At 67.6% G+C, this 12525-nt stretch carries 10 protein-coding genes; 4 read left to right on the forward strand and 6 right to left on the reverse strand.

Features of this window, described 5'->3' with window-relative positions; all coding sequences use genetic code 11:
* The 4 genes from Q0741_RS09060 to dctP all read right to left on the reverse strand — a co-directional run bounded on the left by Q0741_RS09060 (position 1) and on the right by dctP (position 4290).
* Positions 1 to 975: a PDR/VanB family oxidoreductase gene (locus Q0741_RS09060; RefSeq protein ID WP_298232876.1), complete on the reverse strand. Its 975-nt coding sequence runs from the start codon at positions 973 to 975 to the stop codon at positions 1 to 3.
* A complete protein-coding gene (locus tag Q0741_RS09065; RefSeq protein WP_298232877.1) occupies positions 972 to 2057 on the reverse strand; it encodes an aromatic ring-hydroxylating dioxygenase subunit alpha in 1086 nt (361 codons plus the stop codon). Before Q0741_RS09065 ends, Q0741_RS09060 begins: the two co-directional genes overlap by 4 nt.
* Positions 2058 to 2111: 54 nt before the next feature.
* Positions 2112 to 3446, reverse strand: a complete 1335-nt coding sequence (locus Q0741_RS09070; protein ID WP_298232878.1) for an MFS transporter — start codon at positions 3444 to 3446, stop codon at positions 2112 to 2114.
* 187 nt (positions 3447 to 3633) lie between these two features.
* Positions 3634 to 4290 carry a TRAP transporter substrate-binding protein DctP gene (dctP, locus tag Q0741_RS09075; protein ID WP_298232879.1) on the reverse strand — a complete coding sequence of 219 codons (657 nt, stop codon included), beginning with the start codon at positions 4288 to 4290 and terminating at the stop codon, positions 3634 to 3636.
* A 137-nt stretch (positions 4291 to 4427) separates the two neighbouring features.
* Between dctP and Q0741_RS09080 the strand changes: the two genes are divergently transcribed.
* From Q0741_RS09080 to Q0741_RS09090, 3 genes are all read left to right on the forward strand, one after another.
* Positions 4428 to 5042 carry a hypothetical protein gene (locus tag Q0741_RS09080; protein ID WP_298232880.1) on the forward strand — a complete coding sequence of 205 codons (615 nt, stop codon included), beginning with the start codon at positions 4428 to 4430 and terminating at the stop codon, positions 5040 to 5042.
* 232 nt (positions 5043 to 5274) lie between these two features.
* Positions 5275 to 6321 carry a phospholipase A gene (locus Q0741_RS09085; RefSeq protein WP_298232881.1) on the forward strand — a complete coding sequence of 349 codons (1047 nt, stop codon included), beginning with the start codon at positions 5275 to 5277 and terminating at the stop codon, positions 6319 to 6321.
* 375 nt (positions 6322 to 6696) lie between these two features.
* The gene (locus Q0741_RS09090) at positions 6697 to 7425 is read left to right on the forward strand and encodes an OBAP family protein (RefSeq protein WP_298232882.1); all 729 of its coding nucleotides are present in this window, start codon (positions 6697 to 6699) and stop codon (positions 7423 to 7425) included.
* A 29-nt stretch (positions 7426 to 7454) separates the two neighbouring features.
* Here Q0741_RS09090 and Q0741_RS09095 read toward each other — a convergent pair whose 3' ends face one another.
* Positions 7455 to 8372 carry a LysR family transcriptional regulator gene (locus Q0741_RS09095; protein ID WP_298232883.1) on the reverse strand — a complete coding sequence of 306 codons (918 nt, stop codon included), beginning with the start codon at positions 8370 to 8372 and terminating at the stop codon, positions 7455 to 7457.
* 101 nt (positions 8373 to 8473) lie between these two features.
* Here Q0741_RS09095 and Q0741_RS09100 point away from each other — a divergent pair, with 101 nt between their 5' ends.
* On the forward strand, positions 8474 to 9820 hold the full coding sequence (locus Q0741_RS09100; protein ID WP_298232884.1) for an aspartate aminotransferase family protein: 1347 nt from the start codon (positions 8474 to 8476) through the stop codon (positions 9818 to 9820).
* Positions 9821 to 9927: 107 nt separating this feature from the next.
* Here the strand turns inward: Q0741_RS09100 and Q0741_RS09105 are convergent, their stop codons facing one another.
* Positions 9928 to 11382 (reverse strand): replication initiation protein, encoded by a 1455-nt coding sequence (locus Q0741_RS09105; protein WP_298232885.1) that lies wholly within the window; start codon positions 11380 to 11382, stop codon positions 9928 to 9930.
* Positions 11383 to 12525 lie beyond the last annotated feature (1143 nt).

Consider the following 12525-nt stretch of genomic DNA (forward strand, 5'->3'; position numbering starts at 1 on the left):
TCACAAGTCCAGCACCAGCCGCGGCGACTTCGAGCGTGAGCAGCAGGGCGTGAACTGGTCGTTGGCCGCCTGCTCCTCGGCCGTGAGGTAGGCGTCGCGGTGGTCCACCTCGCCCTGCAGCACGCGCGTGAGGCAGGTGCCGCACACGCCCTGCTCGCACGAGACCATGATCTCCACGCCCGCTTCCGACAGGGCCTGCGTCACGGTCTTGTCCGGGGCGATGGTGATGACGCGCCCCGAGCTCGCGAGCTGCACCTCGAAACTGCCGTCGTCCGCGCGCGGCGCGGCGTCCGCGCCGGCGAAGAACTCCCAGTGCAGCTGCTCCTCGCCCCAGCCCTGCGCGCGGGCCGTGGCCAGCACCGCGTCCATGAAGCCCTTGGGGCCGCAGACGTAGAGGTGCGTACCGGCCTCGGGCTGGGCCAGCACGGCGTTCAGGTCCAGCTGTTGCGCCGCGGCGCCGTCGTCGAAGTGGAGCCGCACCCGGCCGGCGAAGGGCGCGCCCTGGATGCGATCGACGAAGGCCATGCGCTCGCGCGAGCGCGCGGCGTAGTGCATCTCGAAGTCCGCGCCCATGACGGCCAGCCGCTCGGCCATGCACAGGATCGGCGTGACGCCGATGCCACCGGCCAGCAGCAGGCTCTTGCGAGCCTCGTGCGCCAGGGCAAAGTGGTTCTTCGGCGCGCTGATGGTGAGCGTGTCGCCCTCCTTCACGGCGTCGTGCACGGCCACGGAGCCGCCGCGCGAGGCCGGGTCGCGCAGCACGGCGACGAGGTAGCGGTGCGTCTCGGCCGGGTCGTTGCACAGCGAGTACTGCCGCACCACGCCGCCGGGCAGGTGCACGTCCACGTGCGAGCCGGCGGAGAAGCCCGGCAGCGCCGAGCCGTCCGCGCTCACCAGCTCCAGGCTGCAGATGTCCTTGGCCTCGTCGGTCTTGCGTGCCACGCGCACGCTCAGGGTGGCGGCGGCGCTGCTCATTGCGCCGCCTCCGCCACGGCGGCCTGCGCCGGCGGGGCTGGCTGCGCTTGCGGGGCCTTCTCCGCGGCCAGCAGCCGGTCGATGACGCGGCGCGACTGCACACCGCCGGCGTCGATGTTGAGCATCAGCAGCTTGCGATCGGGCCAGGCGCTGAGGTTGAGCTGCTGGCGCTCCAGCATCTCCATGTCCTCGGCGAACACCTTGCCCTGCCCCTCGCGGATCGCGACCGTCAGCGCCGGGTCCTGCGCCTTGAAGTTGCGCGCCATGCCCCAGAAGTAGTGGTGCGAGGTCTCGGTCTCGGGCGTGATGAAGTCCACCACGATGGCGTAGACCTTCTTGTCCGCCGGCGCGTCATAGCCGCCATGGCCCTGCAGCGCCACGCCCACCTCGATCATCACGTGCGTGGGCGGCGTGAAGTGGCAGATCTGCCAGCGGTCCACCGGCTGGTTGTCCGGCAGCCCATGGCCGCGCAGCGCCAGCTTCCAGAACGGGGGCGCCTCCGGCACGTTGTCCATGAAGCGGCTGGTGGTGACGTGGTCGCCTTCCACCTTCGTGGTGCACGGCGTCTCGTCGATCTCCTTCTGGCCGATGGAGGTGGAGTGCACGTAGGTCTCGTGCGTGAGGTCCATCAGGTTGTCGATCATGAGCCGGTAGTCGGCCTTGACGTGGTACAGCCCGCCGCCGTAGGCCCACTCGGGGTTGTTGGCCCAGTGCAGCTCGGGGATCAGCGCCGGATCGGCCTTGTCCTTCTCGCCCGGCCACACCCAGATGAAGCCGTGGCGCTCGACCACGGCGTAGCTCTTGATGCACGGGAAACCGCGCACGCGCTGGCCCGGCATGGCGATGGCCTTGCCCTCGCAGCCCATCTCCAGCCCGTGGTAGCCGCACACCAGCTTGCCGTCGCTCACGTAGCCCAGCGACAGCGGCGCGCCGCGGTGCGGGCAGAAGTCCTCGACGGCCGCGGGCGAGCCGTCGGCCTGGCGGTAGAACACGATGGCCTCGTTGCAGACCTTGCGGCCCAGCGGCTTGCCGTCGATTTCCTCGGGCCGGGCGGCCACGTACCAGGTGTTTTTCAGGAACATGCTCAGTCCTTCAGTGGAAGTGGTTGGCGCAGGAATCGGCTGCGCGGCCGAGCGTCAGTGCGCGGAGGACAGACGGGAGAGTGCCGGGGGCGCCGCGCGCTGGCCGGTGGCCAGCACCGCGCACAGGGCGGCCAGCAGCGGCAGCGCGTAGGCGTAATAGAGCGCGGGGGCCTGCCAGCCGCCGTCGAGCAGCACGCCGGCGCTCAGCGGGGCCAGGATCGCGCCCAGGCGGCCGATGCCGATGGCGTAGCCCATGCCGGTGGTGCGCACCGCCGCCGGGTAGGTGGCCGGCGCGAAGGCGTAGAGGCCCGCCATCGAGGCGAAGATGAACAGCCCGATGCCGAAGGCCGCCGCGAAGGCCAGGCCCAGGGAACCCGACACCAGGCCGAAGGCGGCCATGCACGCGGCAGTCAGCAGCAAGCTCAGCGCCGTGAGGCGGGCCAGCTTCATGCGCACCGCCAGCACACCGAACAGGCTGCCGCCGACGATGCCGCCCAGGTTCAGCAGCACGCCGCCGGTGACGCCCTGCTTGGCTGACAGGCCCGCGGCGACCAGCAGCTTGGGCGTCCAGCTCAGCGCGAAGTAGAAGCTGAACATCAGCAGGAAGAAGGCGCCCCAGATCAGCAGCGTCGGCCGGGCCAGGCCGTTCTTGAACAGGCCAGCCACGGCATTGCCCTGGTTCACTTGGCCGGCCGCGCGCACGGGCAGCTGCGACAGCTCCGCGCGGCCCATCTGGCGCAGCAGCCGGTTGAGCTTGTCCAGCGCGCGCTGCGGGCGGCGGGCGACGAGGAAGTCCACGGACTCGGGCAGACGCCACAGCACCGCGGGGATCATGACCGCGGTGGTCAGGCCGCCGAAGACGAACACCGAGCGCCAGCCGTACTGCTCCAGCAGCCACGCGGCGATGAGCCCGCCGATGGTGGCGCCGATGGGATAGCCCGTGGCCTGCAGCCCCACGCAGGTGCTGCGCCACTTCAGCGAGGAGAACTCGGCCGTGATGACGCTGACGCTGGCGAGCATGCCGCCGATGCCCACGCCGGTGAGCGCGCGCAGCAGCGCCAGCTGCGTGGCGTCCTGCGCCAGCGCCGACAACAGCATGCCCGCGGCGATGTCGAGCAGGCACAGCAAAATGACCCTCTGGCGCCCGATGCGGTCGGCCAGCGGGGCCACGAACAGCGAGCCCGCGGCCATGCCGAACAGGCCGGCGCTGAACAGCGTGCCGAGCTGGGCGCCGCTGAGCTTCCATTCGGCGGCGACGCTGGAGGCGGTGAAGGCCATCACCAGCACGTCAAAGCCATCAAGCATCACCAGCATCACGCAGATGGCGACCGCCATCCACTGGAACCGGCTCATGGCGCCCTCTTCCAGCGCCTTGTGGATGTCCAACACGAACTTGCTCCTCACAGGGGGGCGGCTGGCCCAGAAGCGGCGCGCCCAGGATGACCGCCCACCATCGCCGTCCCGGGCGGGACAGCTTCAATCAGTACACGGAATGTCATTCAGTGTACTGATCGACAATCTGTTTGAGAAGAATCAAACTCCTAGGGAATTCCCTATACAGGTGCTGGACTCCGGTTCAACGTGATGGCAGGCGCGGCGCTGCCGTGGGACGGGTTCGAGCGCCCATCCAGGCCGGTCTGCCCTGGGCTCGGCGCGCGGCGCGCACCTTCTCGATTTCGGCGTGGAACGCGCTGACGGCGTCCTCGCCGATGTCCTTGACGTACTGGTCGGCCACGGGCTTGACCATGTCGCGCATGCGGGCGCGCTCCTGTATCGACACCTCGGTGACCACCACGCCTTTCTTCCTCACTTCGGCCAGCGCCTTGGCTTCCATCTCGCGCGAGACCCGCCGCTGCTCGACGCGCGCCTCGGCCGCGGCGTCCGTGATCAGCTTGCGCTCGTCGGCCGAGAGGCTGCCCCAGGCTTTCTTGCTCGCCAGCACCACCAGCGGGTTGTAGACGTGGCGCGCGGTGGACAGGTGCTTCTGGACCTCGTCGAAGCGGTTGGTTGCAAAGGCCACGATCGGGCTGTCCTGCCCGTCCACGGCGCGGCTTTCCAGGGCGGCGTAGATCTCGGTGAACGCCATGGGGACGGCGTTGGCGCCCAGCGCCTTGAACGTGTCGATCATCAGCGGCGCCTGCAGGGCGCGCAGCTTCAGGCCGCTGAAGTCCTCCGCCTTGGCAATGGGGTGGCGGTTGTTGGAGAGGTTGCGGAAGCCGTGGTCACTGACCAAGCCGTTCCCAGGCCACGAAACCGAAAACGACTGCTGGCGGCTCGAATACGCGCGTCTTCGGGGCGGTGAGCAAAAGGTATGTCCATGCTCAACGGCAATAATGCCCGCTGAAAACATTTTGCGTTGAGGAAGTAATCATGCCGAGCAAGAAGATCGTGGCCTCCAAGAAAGCCGTTCGCAAGTCCGCAGCGAACAAGGCGGCGCCCGCCGCCAAGAAGACGGCCGCCAAAGCAACCCCGCCGGCAGCAGCGGCGACCTTCCGCGTGAAGATCGACTTGGCCGCGCTGGCCATCGGCGCAAAGACGATCAAGCAGCTCGCGCGCGCGGTGAACAAGCTGGCGCAGACGCTGGCGAAGATGGAAGACGCCGGCAGCGTGTCGCTGGAGGCCCCCGTGACGGGCAAGGTTGCCAGCCTCGTCACGCAGGACGCCAAGGCGGCGCGGCGTTTCGGCATGGAAGAAGGTCGTGCGCCGCGCGGCGCGAAAGCGGCCACGCCGGCCGCCAAGAAAGCCACCGCCAAGAAGGCGGCGACGAAGAAGGTGGCCGCCAAGGCTGCACCGGCTGAAGCGGCCGAGACGTCCGAAGCCAAGACGCCGGCAGCGAAGGGTGGTGCCGCAACGAAGGCAGCCACCAAGAAAGCTCCGGCAAGGAAGGCCGCGCGCAAGAAGGCGGCCAATGCCGTGGCCGAGCCTCGGAATGCCGCTGCGCCGGTTGAGCCGACCGCCGCCGAAAACCTGGCCGCTGAATCCTGATTCCAGTTTGCAATTGCCGGTGAAGTCATCCCGTCATGCCCGCGTAGGCGCCTGCTGACCGGGATGCCGCCCGGAGTCCGTGGACACCCGCCTTCGCGTCCGCTGGCGCAAGCCGGCCTGGCACCCAGAATGCCCATGGCAGCGCAGCCGATGGCGACTGCGTCCGGCCGTACCTGGACCGGCGCTGCCGGATGCCGTGATGGACTTCTGAATGGAGGGTGAGCGCGTGACGATGCCAGCGCAAACCGTCGCAAGACCCGCCTCGGGCCGGGTGCTGCTGGGGTGCGTCCTGCTGTGCGGATACGGCCAGGCCGCGGCGGCCGATGACGCGGCCGCCGCGTGCCGCACCATCGCCGACGACGCGCAGCGCCTGGCCTGCTACGACGCGCGCTTCGGGCCAGCGGCACAGGCCCCAGCGCCTGTTCCAGCCGTCACCGAGCCCGCTGCCGCAGCCCGCCCCGAGGAGGCGCCGACGAGGCCCGGCAGCTGGCTCGCCCGGCTGTGGGACCTTGATCCCGAAAGTTCGAGGGGAACCTTCGAGCTGCGGCCACACCAGGCGAGCTACGTGCTGCCCCTGCGCTACTCCACCCGCCCGAACTCCCGGCCCTCCAGCCCGGCGCCGGGTCACTCGGTGTCCGAGCCACTGGGGCTGGACCACACCGAGGCCAAGTTCCAGTTGAGCCTCAAGCTCAAGGTGGCCGAGAACCTGATCGGTGATAACGGCGACCTGTGGTTCGGCTACACGCAGCAGTCGAGCTGGCAGCTCTACAACAGGTCCATCTCGTCACCGGTACGCGAGACCGACCACGAGCCGGAGCTGATCTTTTCCTGGCGCACCGGTGTGGAGGTGCTGGGCTGGCGCTGGCGGCTGCTGAACCTGGGGCTGGCGCACCAGTCCAACGGACGCGGCCAGCCGCTGTCGCGCAGTTGGAATCGCGCCTACGCGCTGTTCGGGCTGGAGCGCGGCGACTACTCGCTGCTGGTGCGGCCGTGGAAGCGGCTGCGCGAGGGCAGCAACGATGACAACCCGGACATCGACCGCTACATGGGCTCCGGCGACGTGCGGCTCGTGTACATGCGCGGTAGCCATGTGCTCTCGGCGCTGGGGCGATTCGGCCAGAGTGGCCGCGGCCTGCTGCAGCTCGATTGGGCGTTTCCCGTGGTGCCGCGGCTCAATGGCTATCTGCAGCTCACGCACGGCCATGGCGAAACCCTGATCGACTACAACCACCGGCAGACCACGCTCGGCGTGGGCGTCCTGCTGCTGCCGTGGCAATGACGTTGGTCGTCCGGCGAAGGAGTCGCCTGGACAAGGCCGCCTCCGCTCCCCGCCTCCTGGAAGTTGATACTGCAACCGTACCGTCCCTTCGTCAACTGCGCCCATGAACGCCTGGACAGCAGCTTCCGCGTGCCGGCCTGCCGATTGCCATAGAGCCGGCTACCAGGTGTGCCCTGCTGCTGTTCGCCCTGCTCCTGGCCTTCGCCGAGCCGGCGTCCACGCTGCGGGCCTGCGCGTGAACAAGGAAGCGACATGGAACGATGCAGCCATTCAACGTCCAACCGGCCGCGGGCGGATGCCGGCGCGGCAGGCCCCCGGCCTCTGCGCGTAGCGGTGGTCATCGCTGCCGCGGCCTCTTGTGCCGCTTGCGCCCAAGTGCCCCCGGCCAGCACGCCGCCGGGCGACGACAAGTCAGGCAAGACCAGGGTGCTGGAAGCCGGCGCACGCTTGCTGCAGGGCCAGGCGCCGCTGCGGCCCATGGACATCTATCTCGTCGGGTTCCATCCGATGAGGGACGATCCGTCGCACCAGATGGAAGCGCACCACTACTGCCACCAGGTCAACGAGGACTTCGCGCAGTGCACGCTCTTCGATGGGAACACCGCCCAGGCGCGCCTCAACGGCATCGAGTACATCATCTCGGAGAAGCTGTTCGCGACCTTGCCCGAGGCGGAGCGCAAGTACTGGCACCCGCACAACGGCGAGATCCTTTCCGGCCAGCTCGTCGCCCCCGGCATCCCGGAGGTGGCGGAGAAGGCGCTGATGAAGTCCAAGCTCAACAGCTACGGCAAGACCTGGCATGTCTGGGACACGGGCTCGTTCGGCAAGGCCGGCGACCAGCTCCCGCTGGGGCCTTCGATGCTGGCCTGGTCCTTCAGCCGCGACGGCGAGGCCGTGCCAGGATTGGTGGAGCAGCGCGACAGCCGCATGGGCCTGGACAGCAAGGCCAAGCGCGCGGACCGGGCCGAGCTGACCGGGCTGGCCAGGCCGCAGTCCGGCGTGGACGACCTCAAGGGGCGGTTCGGACGGCCGACCACCGAGATCCCCGGCGTGATCGACGCCGGTGCGGCCACCGCCGCACCGTCCCGCGCCCCGATACGCTGACGTCACCGCAGCCCATGGTCATTGCTCACTCATTCATGCGCACGACGCAGCGCTTCCACGAATGTCGTGGACAGCCGTGACGGCCGAGGCGAGCGGCGCAGGACCGCCACGAACTGGAGCTGGTACATGCACTCGGGATGCTCCACGCGCTCGATCAGGCCTTCACGCACGAAGGAGGCCGCGTAGTGGTCCGGCAGGAAGCCGATGTAGCAGCCTGACAGGATCAGCGTGAGGACGGCCTCCTGGTCGCTGACGGTGGCCTGCCGCCGCAGCCTGAAACGGTGGGTTGCCTCCATGTTGGGCGAGTGGAAGGCGAGGCCCACGTAGTCGTGGTCCTGGAGTTCCTTCCAGCCCAGGTCCTGGTGGCGCGTACCGAACAGCGGATGCTGCCGGCCGCAGTAGAGGTACATCGTCTCCCCGAACAGCTCGATATACGCCAGGCTGTCCGACCTGCGGTGGTCCGGCACGATGCCGACTTGCAGCCGCCCGTCCATGACGCCGGACTCGATCTCGTTGAGCGTGCCGCCCTTGACGTCCAGCAGCACCGCGGGCGCCAGGCGCCGGAAGTCGCGAATGGCCTGCCCGATGCGGGCTTGCGGGTTGGTGACGGTCTTGTCGAACAGTCCCAGGGAGAGCGTACCGACCAGTTCCGCATGCAGGTCGCGCACGTCGGTACGGAAGGAGTCCAGGGCCTCCAGCAGGCGCAGCGCGCCTTCGTAGACACGCTGCCCGTCAGCGGTGAGCGCGAAGCCCGCCCGGCCCCGGCGGCACAGCAGCAGGCCCAGCCGCTCCTCCAGGTCCTTGACGTGGCGGCTCACCGTGGAGCGGCCAATGTTGAGCTCCAACTCGGCCGCGGCCAGGCCGCCGCACTCGACCACGGCCTTGAAGATGCGCAGCAGCCGGATCTCCGTGTCGCTCACCTGTCCAAGCAGGGCTTTCTTGACCATGAAGTTTCAATCAACTGCAAGTAAACGGCGATAGAACGTAATTTATTAAAACAGAAGCGCTGTCCAGAATGGCCATGGCTCAACACGACAGCAGCCTTGCCATGGACCTCAGCGACCTGCCCCGTTCTCCGCTTCTGCCCACCGCGGCGCAGCTCGAAGCCCACTGGATGCCCTTCAGCGGCAACCGCCAGTTCAAGAAGGACCCTCGCATCCTGGTCGAGGCGCAAGGCTGCCATTACCGCGACGCCCATGGACGCCAGATCTTCGACGGCCTCTCGGGCCTGTGGACCTGTGGCCTGGGCCACGGCCGTCCCGAGATCGCCGAGGCCGTCTCGCGCCAGGTCGCCAGGCTGGACTACGCGCCGCCGTTCCAGTTCGGCCAGCCGCTGGCCTTCGAGCTGGCCGAGCGCATTGCCGGGCTGATGCCCGCCGGGCTGGACCATGTCTTCTTCGTCGGCTCAGGATCCGAAGCCGCCGACACCTCGCTGAAGATGGCGCGCGCCTACTGGCGGCTCAAGGGCCAGCCCTCGAAGACGCGCCTCATCGGCCGCGCCAAGGGCTATCACGGCGTGAACTTCGGCGGCATCAGCGTGGGCGGCATCGGCGGCAACCGCAAGCTCTATGGCGAGGGCCTGGCTGCCGACCACCTGCCGCACACGCTGCTGGCGAGCAACGCCTTCAGCCGCGGCCTGCCCAAGACGGGCCGCGAGCTTGCCGACGAGTTGCTGGAGCTGATCGCGCTGCACGACGCGTCCAACATCGCCGCCGTCATCGTGGAGCCCTTCTCGGGCTCGGCAGGCGTCATCGTGCCGCCCGAGGGCTACCTGCAGCGGCTGCGCGAGATCTGCACCCGGCACGACATCCTGCTGATCTTCGACGAGGTGATCACGGCCTTCGGCCGCACCGGGGCGTGGACGGCATCGGAGGCTTTCGGCGTGACGCCGGACATCCTCAATTTCGCCAAGCAGGTGACCAACGGCGTCATACCGATGGGCGGCGTGGTGGCCCGGGGCGAGATCTACCAGGCGTTCATGGATGCCGCGGGGGCCGAATACAACATCGAGTTCCCCCACGGCTACACCTACTCGGCGCACCCGGTGGCTTGCGCGGCCGCGCTGGCCACGCTGGATGTGCTGCGCAACGAAGACATGCCGGGCCGCGTCCGCAACCTGGCGCCGTACTTCGAATCGGCGGTGCACGGCCTGCGCGGCTCGCGTCACGTGCTGGACATCCGCAACTACGGGCTCGCCGCCGGCCTGACCATCGCGCCGCTGCCGGGCGAGCTGGCACGCCGGCCCTTCGAGATCGCGATGCGCTGCTGGGACAAGGGCTTCTACGTGCGCTTTGGCGGCGACACGATCCAGCTGGCGCCGCCCTTCATCAGCGACACGGCGCAGATCGACGCGCTCGTCGGCGTGGTCTCCGAGGCGCTCGCGCAGCAGCCCTGAGGCGCCGCCCTCGATCCGCGCATTCACCTGGTCATCCATGATGGCCAGTCCCTGAGCCAGATCCGCATCGGTGACGACGCAGCTAGCCGCAGCGCGCCGCGCCGTCTCTACTTCAGCGGCAGCTCGCCCTGCGCGCGCACGGCCGCCACCTTCCTGGCCGCCTTCTTCTGCACGTCAAGCACATGCTTGCCCAGCGCATGGCGCAGCCGGTCGTTGATCACCAGCTGTTCGTAGGGGACCCTGTGCTTGTCGAGCTGCAGTTGGGAGGCCAGCACGCGGAAGTGGGCCGTCCGGGTGAAGGAGGCCCAAAGGCCCTCGCGCTGCTCGCTGGCGGCGCGCGAATACTGCTTGAAACCCTCCTCGCCGGCGAGCTCGTACTCGTGGCGCTGAGCCTCGGACTCCTGGCGTTCCGCGCCACGCGGGGGCCTGGCTGCCTTGGCCCGTGCCGGAGCGGGAGCGGAGGCTGGGGCGAGGGCCGCCGGTTTGACCGTGGTGTCCTCCAGCTCTGCCGAAGGCACCGTCCACCCTTCCTCCAGCGCCTTCATCAGTAGCCGTCCCGGGTAGCGGATCTTCTTGCCGCCGGCGGTGGCCATGCGATGCCGGACGAAGTCGATGGCACCCTGCAGCCGCTCGGGCGTGTACTTGTCCGAGTTCGCCGTGATCGCCTGGATGTCCACCGCACCGATGCCGAACTCGCCCCGCAAGGTGTCGTAGATGGTCTTGCGGGCCTCGGTCTGGTGCATCACCTGCGCCACCATCGAGCCCTGCTGCTCCCTGAAGATGAAGCGGATGTGCGACACCTTCTTGGAGCCCGGCACGTTCTTGGTTTCGTACTCGACGAACAGATCGGAGAACTCGTTGATCTGCGCCAGCGCCACCGCGAGCCCGAAGCGGCGGAACTGCTTGAACTCGTCCATGTACTTGGAGCTCTGCGCGCCCATCCAGGCACGCGCTTCCTCCAGCGTCAGCCATTCGGTGGGCGAGCCGCGGAAGGCCACGGACTTGAGCTTCTCGTACAGGCTGTGGGCGAAAGTGGAGGTGAAGGCGGAGGTGGTGCGCAGCGACAGCAGCGTGTAGCCGCGCGGATCCTTGTGCAGCTTGCGGATGGCCGGGTCGAACTTGAAGTAGACGCGACCATTGGCCACGCCCACCAGGCCCACCAGCGGGATCGAGACGAAATCCGCGTTGCCGCCGTGATGGCCCTCCGGCCGCTCGCGCGTCACGACGATGCTGGTCTTCTGCGCCTCGCGCAGCGCCTCCTTGAGGTGCTTGTGATTGCGGCTGGCGTAGTTGATGAGGAACTTGAAAAGGTCGATGTCGCAGTCGAACTCCAACTGCTCCACGGGCGCGCTGCACGCCAGGTAGTGCATCACGTTGAGGCCGCGGCGCGTCAGCACGCCGACCTCGGAGATGTCCACGAAGACGTTGTTCTTCGGAAACGCGATGTCGCTCTCGGCGTCGGCAATGGTTGCGGTGCGTCCCTTGCGGCCGATGGTTTCTTCGAAAAGAAGCAGCGCGTACTGCTCGCCGCCGACCGCCCCGACGGGCTTGATTTCGGCCATGGTCCTCGGTCAGCTGTTGAACGAAGGCGGCAGGCTAGTAGCAAGGTGCGAGTCGGTCAACATCCCATATCACTTTGCCTGTGGCCTGCAGGCCGCTCGCCGTGCGTTCAGGTGAGTAGATGCACGGCCAGCTCACCCAAGAACGATTCAGCGGCAGCCAGCACAAAAGTTCGCACCTTTGTGTGGATAACTACCCAAATGCCTTGACCGACAGGCACTTGGACCGATCAGCACAAGAATTCGCACCTTGCACAAAAGTTCGCACCATGGCCCACAAAAGTTCGCACTTTGCCTCGCACAGAAGTTCGCACTTTGCCTAGTTATCCACCACAAAAGTTCGCACTTTGCCCTCCATCCAGCACAAAAGTTCGCACTTTGCCTCACCTAAGTTGTTGATATACATAGATTTTTTGGCCGCCGAAATGCTTGCTGGCTTATTAATATGCTTGCTGGCAGCTCAATACCTGCGCTTTCCCAAACACCGTGCACGCACCCGGCTCGCGGACCATGAAAAGCACCCCGAACGCTTGGCAGAAGCAAGCCGGCGAAATGGCGCCGCACAGGTCCCAAGGCCCCCAAAGTGCGAACTTTTGTGCCAAGGCAGGTAGGGCGGCCCGTGCAGACATCCTGTTGGCATGCATTGGCGCCTACGGACGGAAACGCTGAACGCCATGTCGCATGGCGCTTCGCACCTTGCGTGCGCTACTGGCAACCTGCACATGCCCATCCTGCGCACAAACGCGCGCGCTTTTGAGCTGGGCGCGGCGCACGCCGGCCTCGCACAAAAGTTCGCACTTTGGAGGTGTGCAGGACCGTCCTTCAGCGGCATGGCACATCGTTCTTGAACTCCTGCCCGACACACTTCACCCGAGTGGCACGGAGCATCGCTCTCCAGCCAGGGGCCCATGCTGGTCATCCCTCGCAGCACAAAAGTTCGCGCTTTGATTCCAGTTTGCGTTTGCCCGTGAAGTCATTCCGTCATGCCCGCGAAGGCGGGCATCCACGCTGGCCGGGATGCCGCCCGCCGTTCGTGGACACCCGCTCCCCACCTGCGCGGGGACAGGCCCCGCGGGTGTGACGGGATTCTTTAACACTACTCTGCCAAGTAGAGGGGTAGACTTTCCGGCAGATTGATCTGCTGGG

This window comes from uncultured Azohydromonas sp., from assembly GCF_937926365.1.
Taxonomy (GTDB): domain Bacteria; phylum Pseudomonadota; class Gammaproteobacteria; order Burkholderiales; family Burkholderiaceae_C; genus Azohydromonas.

Coding starts and splice junctions, on each gene's coding strand:
- Q0741_RS09100 (WP_298232884.1), top strand. CDS start 8,474: ATGGACCTCAGCGACCTGCCCCGTTCTCCGCTTCTGCCCACCGCGGCG.
- Q0741_RS09080 (WP_298232880.1), top strand. CDS start 4,428: ATGCCGAGCAAGAAGATCGTGGCCTCCAAGAAAGCCGTTCGCAAGTCC.
- Q0741_RS09085 (WP_298232881.1), top strand. CDS start 5,275: ATGCCAGCGCAAACCGTCGCAAGACCCGCCTCGGGCCGGGTGCTGCTG.
- Q0741_RS09060 (WP_298232876.1), bottom strand. CDS start 975: ATGAGCAGCGCCGCCGCCACCCTGAGCGTGCGCGTGGCACGCAAGACC.
- Q0741_RS09105 (WP_298232885.1), bottom strand. CDS start 11,382: ATGGCCGAAATCAAGCCCGTCGGGGCGGTCGGCGGCGAGCAGTACGCG.
- Q0741_RS09095 (WP_298232883.1), bottom strand. CDS start 8,372: ATGGTCAAGAAAGCCCTGCTTGGACAGGTGAGCGACACGGAGATCCGG.
- Q0741_RS09065 (WP_298232877.1), bottom strand. CDS start 2,057: ATGTTCCTGAAAAACACCTGGTACGTGGCCGCCCGGCCCGAGGAAATC.